Origin of the sequence: Streptomyces sp. NPDC086787 (assembly GCF_044745865.1) — a bacterium.
Lineage (GTDB): Bacteria > Actinomycetota > Actinomycetes > Streptomycetales > Streptomycetaceae > Streptomyces.
The window spans coordinates 1,305,573-1,320,280 of sequence record NZ_JBIVBC010000001.1; the positions used below are offsets into that span (position 1 = coordinate 1,305,573).

14 protein-coding genes are annotated in these 14,708 nt (G+C 70.1%); 8 read left to right on the forward strand and 6 right to left on the reverse strand.

Annotated elements, in window-relative coordinates; all coding sequences use genetic code 11:
* Window positions 1-55: 55 nt before the first annotated feature.
* Window positions 56-1,858, reverse strand: a complete 1,803-nt coding sequence (locus ACIPK3_RS06055) for a streptophobe family protein (RefSeq protein WP_402566807.1) — start codon at window positions 1,856-1,858, stop codon at window positions 56-58.
* Between the two features lie 239 nt (window positions 1,859-2,097).
* Between ACIPK3_RS06055 and ACIPK3_RS06060 the strand changes: the two genes are divergently transcribed.
* Entirely contained in the window at window positions 2,098-4,614 is a 2,517-nt protein-coding gene (locus tag ACIPK3_RS06060; protein WP_402566808.1) for an FHA domain-containing protein, read from the forward strand.
* Between the two features lie 89 nt (window positions 4,615-4,703).
* Here the strand turns inward: ACIPK3_RS06060 and ACIPK3_RS06065 are convergent, their stop codons facing one another.
* Window positions 4,704-5,426 (reverse strand): transglycosylase SLT domain-containing protein, encoded by a 723-nt coding sequence (locus tag ACIPK3_RS06065; RefSeq protein ID WP_402566809.1) that lies wholly within the window; start codon window positions 5,424-5,426, stop codon window positions 4,704-4,706.
* A gap of 470 nt (window positions 5,427-5,896) precedes the next feature.
* Here ACIPK3_RS06065 and ACIPK3_RS06070 point away from each other — a divergent pair, with 470 nt between their 5' ends.
* From ACIPK3_RS06070 to ACIPK3_RS06080, 3 genes are all read left to right on the forward strand, one after another.
* The gene (locus ACIPK3_RS06070; RefSeq protein WP_402566810.1) at window positions 5,897-7,042 is read left to right on the forward strand and encodes a GAF domain-containing sensor histidine kinase; all 1,146 of its coding nucleotides are present in this window, start codon (window positions 5,897-5,899) and stop codon (window positions 7,040-7,042) included.
* A complete protein-coding gene (locus ACIPK3_RS06075; protein WP_402566811.1) occupies window positions 7,035-7,676 on the forward strand; it encodes a response regulator in 642 nt (213 codons plus the stop codon). The genes ACIPK3_RS06070 and ACIPK3_RS06075 overlap by 8 nt, the downstream gene beginning before the upstream one ends.
* A 112-nt stretch (window positions 7,677-7,788) precedes the next feature.
* On the forward strand, window positions 7,789-8,034 hold the full coding sequence (locus ACIPK3_RS06080) for a chaplin (RefSeq protein WP_402566870.1): 246 nt from the start codon (window positions 7,789-7,791) through the stop codon (window positions 8,032-8,034).
* 86 nt (window positions 8,035-8,120) lie between these two features.
* On the opposite strand, the gene ACIPK3_RS06085 is transcribed toward ACIPK3_RS06080, so the two are convergent.
* The gene (locus ACIPK3_RS06085) at window positions 8,121-8,903 is read right to left on the reverse strand and encodes a hypothetical protein (RefSeq protein ID WP_402566812.1); all 783 of its coding nucleotides are present in this window, start codon (window positions 8,901-8,903) and stop codon (window positions 8,121-8,123) included.
* A gap of 151 nt (window positions 8,904-9,054) precedes the next feature.
* Here ACIPK3_RS06085 and ACIPK3_RS06090 point away from each other — a divergent pair, with 151 nt between their 5' ends.
* From ACIPK3_RS06090 to ACIPK3_RS06100, 3 genes are all read left to right on the forward strand, one after another.
* Window positions 9,055-9,852: an ABC transporter ATP-binding protein gene (locus ACIPK3_RS06090; protein ID WP_402566813.1), complete on the forward strand. Its 798-nt coding sequence runs from the start codon at window positions 9,055-9,057 to the stop codon at window positions 9,850-9,852.
* A gap of 51 nt (window positions 9,853-9,903) precedes the next feature.
* Window positions 9,904-10,335, forward strand: coding sequence for an NfeD family protein (locus tag ACIPK3_RS06095; RefSeq protein ID WP_402566814.1), 432 nt, complete (start codon window positions 9,904-9,906; stop codon window positions 10,333-10,335).
* Between the two features lie 130 nt (window positions 10,336-10,465).
* Window positions 10,466-11,431: an SPFH domain-containing protein gene (locus tag ACIPK3_RS06100; RefSeq protein WP_402566815.1), complete on the forward strand. Its 966-nt coding sequence runs from the start codon at window positions 10,466-10,468 to the stop codon at window positions 11,429-11,431.
* 106 nt (window positions 11,432-11,537) lie between these two features.
* Here ACIPK3_RS06100 and ACIPK3_RS06105 read toward each other — a convergent pair whose 3' ends face one another.
* The 3 genes from ACIPK3_RS06105 to ACIPK3_RS06115 form a co-directional block, all read right to left on the reverse strand.
* Window positions 11,538-12,044, reverse strand: coding sequence for an HNH endonuclease (locus tag ACIPK3_RS06105; RefSeq protein ID WP_402566816.1), 507 nt, complete (start codon window positions 12,042-12,044; stop codon window positions 11,538-11,540).
* Window positions 12,045-12,187: 143 nt separating this feature from the next.
* Complete coding sequence (locus ACIPK3_RS06110) at window positions 12,188-12,727, reverse strand: YbhB/YbcL family Raf kinase inhibitor-like protein (protein ID WP_402566817.1); 540 nt, start codon at window positions 12,725-12,727, stop codon at window positions 12,188-12,190.
* A gap of 47 nt (window positions 12,728-12,774) precedes the next feature.
* Window positions 12,775-13,557, reverse strand: a complete 783-nt coding sequence (locus ACIPK3_RS06115) for a sporulation protein (RefSeq protein ID WP_402566818.1) — start codon at window positions 13,555-13,557, stop codon at window positions 12,775-12,777.
* Between the two features lie 136 nt (window positions 13,558-13,693).
* Here ACIPK3_RS06115 and ACIPK3_RS06120 point away from each other — a divergent pair, with 136 nt between their 5' ends.
* Window positions 13,694-14,335: a DNA-3-methyladenine glycosylase gene (locus tag ACIPK3_RS06120; protein WP_402566819.1), complete on the forward strand. Its 642-nt coding sequence runs from the start codon at window positions 13,694-13,696 to the stop codon at window positions 14,333-14,335.
* The last annotated feature ends 373 nt before the right edge of the window (window positions 14,336-14,708 follow it).

Here is a 14,708-nt window from a genome sequence, read left to right on the forward strand (position 1 = left end):
CGGTGTCGCACCCATTGCCCTCCCCGGGCCCTTGCCCTCACCCGGGCTCGTGGGCTCACCCCTTCGGCCGCCGCGGCGGGGGAGGCGGTGGCGGGGGAGGTGTCCCGGGGCCGTCGTCGGTGCCGTGGCGGGGCCGGCCGCCGGAGCGGTGCTCCGGGCCGCGTCGGGGCCCGGGCGGTGGCGGGCCGAAGGGCCTGGTTACGGTGGGGGAGCCGTGCGGGTCGGTTGGTTCGGGAGGGCCGGCGGGCGCCCCGTCACCCGGATACCGGCCCCGGCCGGAGGGCGCCGCGCCGGGCTCCCGCAGCCCGTCCGGCAACCGGAGATACGGGTTGGTGGCGGGGTTCGGCGGCCGGTACGGCGTACCGGGCGCGTACGGGCCGGGCCGTCCCGTGCCCGCCGGGTCCCCGGACACCCGGTCCGGGGACGAGGCGCCGCCTCCCGGGCCTCCAGGGTCACCAAGTGCCAGGGGCGCCGCCCGCCGCCCCGCGGCCCCGGTGGCCGACGCCAGCAGCGCCCCGACGGCCCCCGCACCAGCTCCCCACGCGGCCCCGAGCAACAGCGCCGTGCCGAGCCGTCCGTGCAGTTCGACCCCGGCACCGAAGGCGTCGAAACCGAGCACGGACAGCGAGGCGTCCACCGACACATCCGTCAGCAGGGCGAGCAGCGGCAGCGCAAGCGCGGTGGCGACGCCGAGCCGCACGGTGCACCGCCCCGCGAACCGCAGGGCCCCCGGGCCGGTGCGCGCCGGTGTCCGGACCGCCGTGAGCACCCCCACGAGCAGCATCGCCGACGCCGCCGCCACGCCCAGCAGCCACGCCCGCCCGTCGAGGTCCGCCAGCCGGGCCAGCGTCACCGGCCGGTCCGACCGCACGCTCAGCAACTGGTCCAGCGGGTGGGGCAGTACGGTGGCGAGCGCGCCGGTGGCCCTGCCGTCCCACGGCACCAGCAGGCCGACCGGGATACCGAGCCACACCCCGTTGGGGGCACCGAGCAGCGCCGCGCCCGCGATACGCCGCGGATGGTCGTCGCCGATCGCCGCGTACCCCGCCGCCGCGAGCCCGGCGGCCACGGCCACGAGCAGCACGGTGACGAGCGCCGACACCGCGGGCCGCACGACCCGGTGAACGGCCTCCCAGCCCCGTGGCAGGGAGGTGCGGCGGGACGCCAGCAGGGCGATCAGCAGGACGCCCGCGGACCAGCCGAGGCCGCCGAGCAGGGTCGGCGCGGTGTCCACCGTGAACCCCACCGCCGCCTTCGCGTCGACCAGGCCGCCGATCCGGTCGGGCAGCAGCCCGCCGATGTCGCCGAGACCGGGGATCTCCAGCCCGCCGCCTCCGCCCCCGCTGCCGCCGCCACCCGCGCCGGGCAGCTCGCCGAGGCCGAGCGATCCCCCGTCGATCGTGATGACGTCGTGCCCGGCCCAGGCCAGTCCGCCCAGCGTCGCCACGAACAGCGCGACCACCGCGCCCGCACGCGCGAGGAGTTCGGCCGGTGCGATCACAACCCGGGCCGTACGCAGGGATCGTAGGAAGCACCACGACAACAGCAGGGCGCCCACCAGGCCCACGCCGAGTGGCGTGATGTCGATGGCCGTGGTGGCCTCCGCGCCCTTGAGCCCGAAAGCGGACACATCGCCGGACGGCGAGACCGAACCCCCCGCCCCCAGCGCCACAACGGCCGCCGTCATCGGGCCGAGCGAGCCCGCCGTGTCCGCGTCCAGCAGATGCAGGCCCAGCGCGGCCGTGCCCGCCATTCCCATCAACGCCCAGCTGACCGCGGCGACCGCGGAGAGCAGCACGTCTCCCCAAGGCAGCCCGGTACCGTGCCGCGTTGTCCCGGCTTCCGTGGCAGAGCTCATGACGGACCCCCCGATCCACGGCGCGGCGGGTGCCGCGCAGGTTCCCCACGCGGGGGATTACCACTCTCCGGGTCGGTTTCAACCCCGTCAACGGGAGCAGCGCGAGCGGGCGTCGGCGTTCATCACAAGGCCCGACTTTCGGTCAGGGCGTGGAGCCTGAAATAGTTCCCCACGATGTTCGACATCCCTAGACTCCCTGTGTTGGGGGTAATTCGGGGGACAACACAGTGGGGCATGGAGTGCCGGAACTCGTACTGGAATCAAACGGACGGACCTGGACGCTCGACTCGTCCAGGACCTACACACTCGGACGCGATCCGCAGGGAGACGTCGTCTTCGACGACGCCAGGGTCTCCTGGCGGCACGCCACGGTCAGTTTCAACGGCCGCGGCTGGGTCATCGAGGACCACGGCAGCACCAACGGCACGTTCATGCAGGGCAGGCGGGTGAGCCAGGCGGATCTCGGCCCCGGTTCCGCCGTACACCTCGGCAACGGGACGGACGGCCCGCGGGTGAACCTGTCCGCCGTGGCCGCCGCGCAGCCGCAGCAGGCCGCGCCGTACGCCGCGCAGGGCGCGGGAGCCGGCTGGGCACAGCAGGCCCCTCCGCAGCAGCCCCCGCAGCAGCAGGCCCCGCAGGCGGGTTGGCCGCAGCAGCAGGCAGCGCAGATCCCGCAGCAGCAGGGCGGTCCTGCCCAGCAGACACCGGGCGCGGGGGCGCCGCCGGTCTACGGCGACCGCAGCCCGACCACGTTCCACCAGTTCTCGCTCGGCCGCGTGATGCGCATCGGCCGCGCCCTGGAGAACGAGCTGGTCGTCTCCGACCTCCAGGTCTCCCGCAACCACGCCGAGTTCCACTCGATGCCCGACGGCCGGATGGAGATCCGCGACCTGGGCTCGCACAACGGCACGTACGTCAACGGCCAGCCGATCGCCAAGGGCGGCACGGCACTGCTCGGCCCGAACGACATCGTCAGTGTCGGCCACTCCACCTTCCGGATCGTCGGCGACCGTCTCGAGGAGTTCGTCGACACCGGTGAGGTCTCCTTCTCGGCCCGTCACCTCACCGTCACCGTCGACGGCGGCAAGCAGATCCTGAAGGACGTCTCCTTCGGCGTCCCGGAGAAGTCGCTCATCGCGGTCATCGGACCCTCCGGCTCCGGCAAGTCGACGCTGCTGAAGGCGCTCACCGGCTACCGGCCCGCCAACCAGGGCGAGGTCCTCTACGACAACCGTGACCTCTACAAGCAGTTCGCCGAGCTGCGCCAGCGCATCGGTCTGGTCCCGCAGGACGACATCCTGCACAAGGAACTGACCGTCAAGAAGGCCCTCAAGTACGCGGCCAAGCTGCGCTTCCCCGCCGACACGACGGCCGCCGAGCGCGAGTCCCGCATAGACGAGGTGCTGCGCGAGCTGAAGCTCGACATCCACAAGGAGAAGAAGGTCACCTCCCTCTCCGGCGGCCAGCGCAAGCGTGTCTCGGTGGCCCTGGAACTGCTCACCAAGCCGTCGCTGATCTTCCTGGACGAGCCGACCTCCGGCCTCGACCCGGGCATGGACCGCGACGTCATGCAGTTGCTGCGCGGCCTCGCCGACGACGGTCGTACGGTCCTCGTCGTCACCCACTCGGTGGCCGAGCTGGCGCTGTGCGACAAACTACTGGTGATGGCTCCCGGCGGCAGCGTGGCGTACTTCGGGCCGCCCGAGGAGGCGCTGAACTTCTTCGGCTACGACACCTGGGCCGACGTCTTCTCCGCCTTCGAGAACTACCGCGACTACGACTGGGCGGGCCGCTGGAAGGGCTCGCAGCACTACCAGATGTACGCCGCCGACATCGACGCCGTCGCCCCGCAGGCCGTACAGATGCCTCCGATGCAGGCGATCAGGCCGCCGAAGCCACAGGGCTGGATGTCGCAGTTCGTCACGCTGGTGCGCCGCTATGTCTCGGTGATCGCGTCCGACAAGGGCTTCCTGGCCCTGATGGTGATCCTTCCGGCCGTCCTCGGCGCGGTGAGCCTGCTGATCGACGCCGACAAGGGGCTGCTGCCCAACCCGGCCAACCCGCAGACCGGCCGGATCATCCCGAACGGCACGGCCACCACGGTCCTGCTCATCCTCGCGGTCGGCGCCTGCTTCGCGGGGGCCGCCAACTCGGTCCGTGAACTGATCAAGGAGCGGGTGATCTACGAACGGGAACGGGCGACCGGCCTGTCCCGCTCGGCGTACCTGATGTCCAAGGTGTTCGTGCTCGGCATGATCACCGTCTTCCAGGGCCTGCTCGTCGGTGTCATCGGCTTCACCAGCCGGGAGATCCCCAAGGAGGGCCTGGTCTTCACCAACGCGCCGATCGTCGAACTGTCGGTGCCGATCATGGCGCTCGGCTTCACCTCGATGATGTTCGGCCTGATCATCTCGTCGCTGGTGAAGACGGCCGAGAAGACCATGCCGCTGCTGGTCATGTTCGCGATCATCCAGGTCGTGTTCACCGGCTGTCTGTTCGCCCTGCACGGCTCGATCGGCGTGAACGAGTTCTCGTACCTGATGCCGTCCCGTTGGGCGGTCGCCGCGGCCGGCGCCACGCTGGACTTCAACAGGATCAGCCCGCCCGCCAAGGGCGGCAGCACGGATCCGCTGTGGGACCACACCGTCGCGGCCTGGAGCCTGGACATGATCGCGGTGATCGCCCTGGGCGTGCTCTGCGGCTTCTTCGTGGCCCGCTTCCTGCGCCGCCACGAGCCCGAGGTCATGCGCAAGTAGCCGCGTCGCCGGTACGACGACACGGCGAAGGGCGGCACCCCCGGTCGGGGTGCCGCCCTTCGGCATTGGCGAGTGAGGTCCGCGCCGCCTCAGTACGCGCTGTTGACGTTGTCCATCGAGCCGTAACGGTCGGCCGCGTAGTTGCAGGCGGCGGTGATGTTGGCGACCGGGTCGTAGATGTTCCACGAGGTGCCGGCCACGTGGTACGCCTTGAAGGTCGGCGGGATCACCTGGAGCAGGCCCTTGGACGGGACGCCGTTGATGGCGTTGACGTCCCAGCCGTTGATGGCCATCGGGTTGCCGGAGGACTCCCGAAGGATGTTGCGGTGCAGCCCGCTGTACGAGCCCGGTATGCCCTTGGACTTCATGATGTCCAGGGACTCCCGGATCCAGCCGTCGAGGTTGTTGGGGTAGCTCCTGCCGGCCGGCTTGGCCGCGGGGCGCTGGACGGAGCGGCTCGCGGACTGCGGGACGACACGCTCCCGGGCGGCCTTCTTGGGGCCCTGGGCGACGGTCTTCTGCTTGGCGGCTGCCTGGGCGGCGGCCTTCTTCTGCGCCGCGATGGCCTCGACCTTGACCGTCTTGTCGGCCATCTGGTCGGTGATCGAACCCTTGACGTCCTTGATCTGCTGGGTGCTGTAGGCGACCCGGGCCGTGGCGGGGGCCTCGGCCGTGAACGACTGGGCGCTGCTCGGAACCGTCGAGAGCACAAGGCCCGCGGTGGCCGCGGCCATGGCGACACCGGTGACCGCGATCTTGTGGTTCTTGGTCAGCGTATAACTGCGGCGATGGGTACTGGCGTGCTTGGGCATGGCTGATGGACCTCTTCGAATTGCGCGGAGTCGCTCTCCGTCGGGAGAACCGGGGGCGGGAGACCGGAGCCCGCCCCGTGCGAACGCCGCGGGGGAGAATCCGCGGCGCCGAGCGACGTGAGCAATTCTTAGCGGCGGCAAAAACCCGTGGCAAAGGTGTGACGTACGATCCCGGGTAGTGGATCAGGGTGGGGCAAAACGGGACAGACTGGAACGTCTTTCCCGTTCGTGATGCACCTGTACATCTCCTATGTCCGTTCGTACGTGATGCGCGCCCTATGTGCGGGCTCACACCCCAGGGGCCCCCTCCTCACGGAAAGTTGCCTTCGCAACGCCCTGCGTGAGCACCCTCCTCCGGAAGGATGAGGCGTGCCCCCCGGCCCTACGCCCCCCGGCCTAGGACGGACGCCCCGGCCCCGGCCGCCACCGGACCGATCCGTGCCGCCGGACCCCGCCGGTACCGTGAGGTCATGAGTCAAGGCCCCCGGTCCGGCCTCGCCGCGGTCAGTGCCGCGCTGCTGGCCATGAGCAGGCACCTGGAGGTGCGCGACGTCCTCAAGACGATCGTCGCCTCGGCCCGCGAGCTGCTCGACGCCCAGTACGCCGCCCTCGGCGTCCCGGACGACCACGGCGGCTTCGCCCAGTTCGTGGTCGACGGAGTCGGCGACGAACAGTGGAGGGCCATCGGCCCGCTCCCGCGCCAGCACGGCATCCTCGCCGCGATGCTCCACGACGCCCGCCCGGAGCGCCTCGCCGACGTGCGCGAGGACCCCCGTTTCGAGGGCTGGCCGTCGGCCCACCCCGACATGTCCGACTTCCTCGGCCTGCCGATCCGCGACGGCGACGAGGTGATCGGAGCCCTGTTCCTGGCGAACAAACGTTGCGCCAAACCGGAAGGGAGCTGCGGCTTCACCGAGGAGGACGAGGAACTGCTCGCCATCCTCGCCCAGCACGCCGCGATCGCCCTGACCAACGCACGCCTCTACGAACGCAGCCGCGAGCTGACCATCACCGAGGAACGCTCCCGCCTCGCCCACGAACTGCACGACGCGGTCAGCCAGAAGCTGTTCTCCCTGCGCCTGACGGCCCAGGCGGCCACGGCCCTGGTCGACCGCGACCCCGCCCGGGCCAAGACCGAACTGCACGAGGTCGCCCGGCTCGCCGCCCAGGCCACCGACGAACTGCGCGCCGCCGTCGTGGAGCTGCGCCCCGCGGCCCTCGACGAGGACGGACTCGTCGCCACCCTCCGTACCCAGATCCAGGTCCTCGACCGCGCCCACAGCTCGCAGGTGACCTTCGCCACCAGCGGCTTCCGCGCGCTGCCCGCCGCCCAGGAGGAAGCGCTGCTGCGGGTCGCCCAGGAGGCCCTGCACAACGCCCTGCGCCACGCGGACGCCGAGAACGTGGACGTGACCCTGGGCCGCCGGGCCGCCGGAGCCGTCCTGCGTGTCACCGACGACGGCATCGGCTTCGAACCGTCGGCCGTGCGCCGCGCGGGACGTCATCTGGGACTGGTCTCCATGCGGGACCGGGCGGGCGGGGTCGGCGGCACCCTCACCGTCGAGTCGGCCCCAGGCAGGGGCACCATGATCGAAATGGAGGTCCCCGGTGGCTGACCCGATCCGGGTGCTGCTCGTCGACGACCACCAGGTCGTGCGCCGGGGTCTGCGCACCTTCCTGGAGGTACAGGACGACATCGAGGTCGTGGGCGAGGCGGCCGACGGCGCCGAAGGAGTCGACCGCGCCGAGGAGCTCAGGCCGGACATCGTCCTCATGGACGTCAAGATGCCGGGCATGGACGGCGTCGACGCGCTGCGCAGGCTCCGCGAGCTCGACAACCCCGCGCGCGTGCTGATCGTCACCAGTTTCACCGAGCAGCGCACGGTGGTTCCCGCCCTGCGCGCGGGCGCCGCCGGATACGTCTACAAGGACGTGGACCCGGACGCGCTGGCCGGTGCCATCCGCTCGGTGCACGCCGGCCACGTCGTGCTCCAGCCGGAGGTGGCCGGTGCCCTGCTCTCCCAGGAGGAGGCCAACGCCGGCCAGGGCCGGGCCGGGGCGCTTACCGAACGGGAACGGGAGGTACTGGGTCTGATCGCGGACGGCCGCTCCAACCGCGAGATCGCCCGTGCCCTGGTCCTCTCCGAGAAGACCGTGAAGACGCACGTCTCGAACATCCTGATGAAACTCGATCTCGCGGACCGCACCCAGGCCGCGCTGTGGGCGGTACGTCACGGTGTGACAGGGTGAGATTCATACCGTCGGGGGAATGTCACCCGGACGGCGCATCCTCCGGGATGCCGGGCCGTTCTCCAAGGCGTACCGCGGCAGTCGCCGCGGGATCGCCAAGGAGGGGTTGAACGTGAAGAACCTGAAGAAGGCAGCGGCTGTGACCATGGTGGCCGGGGGACTGGTGGCCGCCGGCGCCGGGATGGCCTCCGCCCACGGCGGCTCGTGGGCGGGCGGCGAGGCCAAGCACTCGCCGGGTGTCGTCTCGGGCAATGTCATTCAGGCCCCGGTGCACGTCCCGGTCAACGCCGTCGGCAACACCGTCAACGTCATCGGCGTCCTGAACCCGGCCTTCGGCAACCTGGGCCTCAACCACTGAGCCCACCTCCACAGAACCCCGGCCTCCCGAAGCCTCACCGGGAGGCCGGCCCTTCTGCGAGTCTGCGAGCCCCTTGTGGGCCACGCTCAGCGCATCTCCCGCTCCTCCACTACGGAGTTGTACGACGCGACGAGCGCCCGCCGGGCGGTCCGCTCCACCGGCCGCAACGCCTCACCCCGCGCGGCCATCTCCGACGCGCTCACCGCGCCCCCGTGCCCCCGGTCCTGGGCCAGGGACACCAGCAGCCCCACCCGCTGAGCCAGCTCCAGCACCCGCACCGCCCGTGGCGGATACCCGGGCGCCAGGACCTCGCGCCCCCGCTCGGCCCGCGCCCGGTACGCGTCGATCGCCGCCTCCGCCACCGGCCCGGACCCGGCGACGTCCAGCCGTGCGAGCACCTCGGTCGCATCCCGCAGCGCCTCCGCCAGTTCCCGCTCGGCCTCACCCAGCGACGGCACATCGGCCGGCGGCGCCTCCCGCACCGGCAGACAGTGCCATACCACCTCCACATGCACATCACCGGCGGGACCCGCCTCGTACACCTCCGGCACCAGCCCGAACGCGGCGCCGTGACACACCACCGCCTCCTCGGCCTCCAGCGCCCGCGCGTTGAACTCCGGCGGCCCGCTCAGCCCCAGCGGATGCCCCGGCGCGGGCAGCGCCACCCGCAGCCCGGTCACGCCCAGCGCACGCAGCCGCCCGAGCGCGAGCGTGAGCCCGACCGGCGCCGGCTCACCCGGCAGCCCCTCCACCCGGTGCACGGCATCCTCACCGACCACGGCGAGCACGGCGTCATCCGGCGAAACAAGTCCGACCAAAAGGGCATTTCCCCAAGCGGCGAGGCGTCCTGAACGCGGTTCCGAGAGCATGCCCCCACCCTAAGGACCGGACCGATGGAATGACCCGCGGCACCGGTGGCGTAGATTTCGTAGGGGCTGCGCCCACCGGCGCGGCGGACCGGGCCACAGGCCAACGCACAGCCGAGACCGGCGCCACACTGCAAGGGGAGACAACGCGCTCATGAGCGATGTTCTGGAGCTTCAGGACGTATCCGTGGTCCGCGAGGGCCGGGCTCTGGTGGACCAGGTCTCCTGGTCGGTGAAGGAGGGCGAGCGCTGGGTCATCCTCGGCCCCAACGGCGCCGGCAAGACCACCCTCCTCAACGTCGCCTCCAGCTACCTCTACCCCAGCAAGGGCACCGCCACCATCCTCGGCGAGACCCTCGGCCGTCCCGGCACCGACGTCTTCGAACTGCGCCCCCGCATCGGCGTGGCCGGCATCGCCATGGCCGACAAGCTGCCCAAGGGCCAGACCGTTCTGGAGACCGTCCTCACCGCCGCGTACGGCATGACCGCGCACTGGCAGGAGGACTACGAGGAGATCGACGAGCGGCGCGCCCGCGCCTTCCTCGACCGCCTCGGTATGAGCGACTACCTGGAGCGCAGGTTCGGCACCCTCTCCGAGGGCGAGCGCAAGCGCACCCTGATCGCCCGCGCCCTGATGACCGACCCCGAACTGCTCCTCCTCGACGAGCCCGCCGCCGGCCTCGACCTCGGCGGCCGCGAGGACCTCGTACGCCGCCTCGGCCGCCTCGCCCGCGACCCGATCGCCCCCTCCATGATCATGGTCACCCATCATGTCGAGGAGATCGCCCCCGGCTTCACGCACGTCCTCATGATCCGTCAGGGCAAGGTCCTCGCCGCGGGTCCGCTCGAACTCGAACTGACATCCCGCAACCTCTCCCTCTGCTTCGGGCTCCCCCTCGTCGTGGATCAGGTCGGCGACCGCTGGACCGCGCAGGGACTCCCGCTGTCCTGAGCCCTCTTCGCGCCCTGTCCGCGACGGGAGTCGCGGCCCTACGATGACCACGTGAACGACATCGAAGCATGGGTGTGGTGGCTGGTCGGCGCCGCGGCGCTCGGAATCCCGCTCGTGGTCACCGCCATGCCGGAGTTCGGCATGCTCGCGGCAGGCGCCGCCGCGGCCGCGGTCACCGCCGGCCTCGGCCTCGGTGTCGTCGCCCAGGTGCTCGTCTTCGCCGCCGTGTCCGTCGCGCTCATCGCCGTCGTACGGCCCATCGCGGCCCGGCACAGCGCCAGGCGCCCCCAACTGGTCACCGGCGTGGAGGCACTGAAGGGCAGACAGGCCCTCGTACTGGAACGGGTCGACGGCTCAGGCGGGCGCGTCAAGCTCGCCGGAGAGGTCTGGTCGGCGCGTTCCCTCGACACCGGCCGCGCCTACGAGGTCGGCCAGGAAGTGGATGTCGTGGACATCGAGGGGGCCACCGCGATAGTCATCTGACCTCGTAGGACTCAACTGGACCGAACACCCCACGAGTTGCGCGACGGTCTGTCAGACTCGACCAGCAAGATCTTCAACAACCACAGGATCTGCCAAGGCGCCAAGGCGGAGAAGGGTACGGGGAGTCACGATGGAACCGGTCATCATCGTATTGATCATTCTGGTGGTGTTGGTCTTCATCGCCCTGATCAAGACCATCCAGGTCATCCCGCAGGCCAGCGCTTCCATCGTCGAGCGCTTCGGCCGCTACACGCGGACCCTGAACGCGGGCCTCAACATCGTGGTCCCGTTCATCGACACCATCCGCAACCGCATCGACCTGCGCGAACAGGTCGTACCGTTCCCGCCGCAGCCGGTGATCACCCAGGACAACCTGGTCGTCAACATCGACACGGTCATCTATTACCAGGTCACCGACGCCCGCGCCGCCACCTACGAGGTCGCCAGCTACATCCAGGCCATCGAGCAGCTCACCGTCACCACCCTGCGCAACATCATCGGTGGCATGGACCTGGAGCGCACCCTGACCTCCCGCGAGGAGATCAACGCTGCCCTGCGCGGTGTCCTGGACGAGGCGACCGGCAAGTGGGGCATCCGCGTCAACCGCGTTGAACTCAAGGCCATCGAACCGCCCACCTCCATCCAGGACTCGATGGAGAAGCAGATGCGCGCCGACCGTGACAAGCGCGCCGCGATCCTCACCGCGGAAGGAACCCGCCAGGCGGCCATCCTCACCGCCGAGGGCGAGAAGCAGTCCCAGATCCTGCGCGCCGAGGGTGAGGCCAAGGCCGCCGCGCTGCGCGCCGAGGGCGAGGCCCAGGCCGTCCGCACGGTCTTCGAGGCGATCCACGCGGGCGACCCCGACCAGAAGCTGCTGAGCTACCAGTACCTCCAGATGCTCCCGAAGATCGCCGAGGGCGACGCCAACAAGCTCTGGATCGTTCCCAGCGAGATCGGCGACGCCCTCAAGGGCCTGTCCGGCGCCATGGGCAACTTCGGCTCACTGGGAGGCGGTTCCGGCAACGGCGGAGGCTCCATCCCGGCCCAGAACAAGGGCACGAACCCGGAACGCCGCGAGAAGCCCCCGATCGACTGACCGGCCGACCGGCCGACGACATGGTCCCCGCGCCCCGACGGGGTACGGGGACCTCGCCGTGAAGCGGGAGTCCGACGACAGGACCCGGTCGTGTCCGGTCGTGTCCCTAGGCAGCATCCCGGGTCAGCCACTCCGGCAGCGCGGCCAGGTCATCCTGGGCCAGGCCGAACAGCATCGCGTTCTGCGGGGTCGGCTCGAACGGCTGCCGCAGCAACGGCATCCCCGCCTGCTCCGGAGTGCGGTCGGCCTTGCGGTGGTTGTCCTCCGCGCACGAGGCCACCGTGTTCAGCCACGAGTCCGCACCACCCTGCGCCCGCGGCACCACATGGTCCACGGTCGTCGCCCGCCGCCCGCAGTAGGCGCATCTGTGCCTGTCCCGTACCAGCACGCCCCGTCTCGACCATGGCGCCTGTCTTCGGAACGGCACTCGTACGTATCTGCACAGCCTGATCACCCGGGGCACGGGAATGTCCATGTCGGAACCGCGCATACGCAGTTCGGGATGGGCCTGCTCGACCACGGCCTTGTCCTGGAGCACCAGGACGACGGCGCGGTTCAGTGTCACCGTCGACAGCGGCTCGAAGCTCGCGTTCAGCACCAGCGTGTCACGCATCCAGCCCACCTCCCGTGCGACCGCCCACCCCCCGGCGGGCTTGGATCAACTCTGGACGGGCAGGCCGAGATGGACAACGCAATAAAAAATGCCCGTCTCTGATCACTTCCATGACCAGAGACGGGCAAACGTTCAATGAACGCTCAGCCTTCGGCAGGGTTTTCGTACTCGCCGATCAGCTGGGCGCGGGCGATCGCGTGGAACCTCAGATTGAAGCCGACGACGGCGGGCGAGGCGTCGGAATCCGGACCGAGCTTCTCCTGGTCCACCGCGTACACCGTGAAGACGTACCGGTGCGGCCCGTCGCCCGGCGGCGGAGCGGCCCCGCCGAAGTCCCTCGTCCCGTAGTCGTTGCGCACGTGCACCGCGCCCTCGGGAAGTCCCTCGAACTTGCCGCTGCCCGCACCCGCCGGCAGCTCGGTCACCGAGCCCGGGATGTCGAACACGACCCAGTGCCAGAACCCGCTGCCCGTCGGGGCATCGGGGTCGTAGCAGGTCACGGCGAAGCTCTCGGTCCCGGCCGGGAAGCCCTCCCACCGCAGCTGCGGCGAGGTGTTCCCGGCCGCGTAGACCTGAGCGTCCTTGAGGGCCGCGCCCTCCTCGACGTCCTCACTCGTCACCGTGAACGACGGCACGGGCGGGTGGAAGTCATGGGGGAGCGGCCGCCGCTTGAGCTCGGTCACCTCGGTACCTCCTGATCGGGTTCTTCAGCTGATCGGTGGTCCCGAGCCTAGAACCAGTTGCGCTTGCTGCCGACCTCGGACAGCCACTGGTTGAGGTAAGCCGCCCAGTCGGTCCCGTGGAAGTCGTGCAGACCCACCTGGAAGGAGCGGAAGGTGTCGCTGCCCTCGCTGAACAGCCCCGGCTTCTTGTCCATTTCCAGGATGACGTCCATGGCGTTCTCGTCCGCGACGAAGCTCAGCTCGACCTGGTTGAGACCGCGGTACTGCGACGGCGGGTAGAACTCGATCTCCTGGTAGAACGGCAGCCGCTGCCGGGTGCCCCGGATGTGGCCGCGCTCCATGTCCGCGTTCTTGAAGCGGAAGCCCAGCTGGATGAACGCGTCCAGGATCGCCTTCTGCGCCGGGAGCGGGTGCACGTTGATGGGGTCCAGGTCACCGGAGTCCACCGCGCGGGCGATCTCCAGCTCGGTGGTCACGCCGATGTGCATACCGCGCAGCGACTGACCGTCGATCGTGGTGATCGGCGTCTCCCAGGGGATCTCCAGCCCGAACGGCACGGCGTGCACGGCACCGGCCTGGAGCTCGAAGGCACCGCCGAGCCGCACCTTGGTGAACTCGATGTTCTGCTTGTACTCCTGGTCGTTGCTCTCCACCTCGACCTGCGCCTGCAGGCCGACGGACAGGCCCTCGATCGCCTGGTTCACGGATCCGCCCTGGATCCGCACCTCGCCCTGGACGACACCGCCCGGAACGACGTTCACCTCGGTGAGCACCGTCTCGACCGAGGCTCCGCCGGCTCCCAGGCTCGCAAGCAGCTTCTTGAACCCCATGACTCTCCTCTGTGTATGGATCCCTGACCCCTACAAACGCGATCCGGACACGACCGGTTCCGCGACTCACCCTGGCAAGCGGGGGAACCCTTGACCAGCCCTTGGGACATATCCGTCTGGACTACGCTCGTACGACATGATCGTGCCCAGGGACCGTATGCCACTGCCGAGGACGTTCTTCGACCGCCCCGTCCTGGAGGTCGCCCCCGACCTGCTCGGCCGGATCCTCGTACGGCAGACCCCGGACGGCCCGCTCTCGCTGCGCCTCACCGAGGTCGAGGCGTACGACGGCCCGAACGACCCAGGCTCGCATGCCTACCGCGGCCGCACCCCCCGCAACGACGTCATGTTCGGCCCGCCCGGACATGTGTACGTCTATTTCACCTACGGCATGTGGCACTGCATGAACCTCGTCTGCGGCCCTGAAGGCACGGCGAGCGCGGTACTGCTCCGCGCGGGCGAGCTCGTCGAGGGCGCCGAGCTCGCCCGCAAACGTCGGCTCTCGGCCCGGAACGACAAGGAACTGGCCAAAGGACCGGCCCGGCTGGCCACGGCCCTGGACGTGGACCGCGCACTCGACGGCACGGACGCGTGCGCCGCCGGTGAGACGCCACTGCGGATACTGACGGGCACAGCCGTCCCCGCTGAACAGGTGCGCAGTGGTCCTCGCACCGGAGTGTCCGGCGACGGCGGCGTCCACCCCTGGCGCTACTGGATCGCCGACGACCCAACTGTCAGCCCCTACCGGGCTCATGTGCCGCGACGCCGCTCAAGTTGACGCGCCTCTGGCGGGTGCGTAATGTATCCCGAGCCGCTGAACCGGGTACGGCGATTGCCAGCAGCCGGAGCGGCCACCCACTACCTGCGACTCTCCCTTGACCGGGACGAATTCTGGCGTGCCCGCATGCCCCAATTCGAACTCGCGGAGCTCGATTATGAGAACTCCGGGGGGATCCGCTAACGTAGTGAATGTCGAAAGGCCGACGGGCGAAAGCCAAAAAGCCCTGGACATCCCGCCGACCGGGAATCGGACACCGAAAGGATCTGATAGAGTCGGAAACGCAAGAACGAAGGGAAGCGCCCGGAGGAAAGCCCGAGAGGGTGAGTACAAAGGAAGCGTCCGTTCCTTGAGAACTCAACAGCGTGCCAAA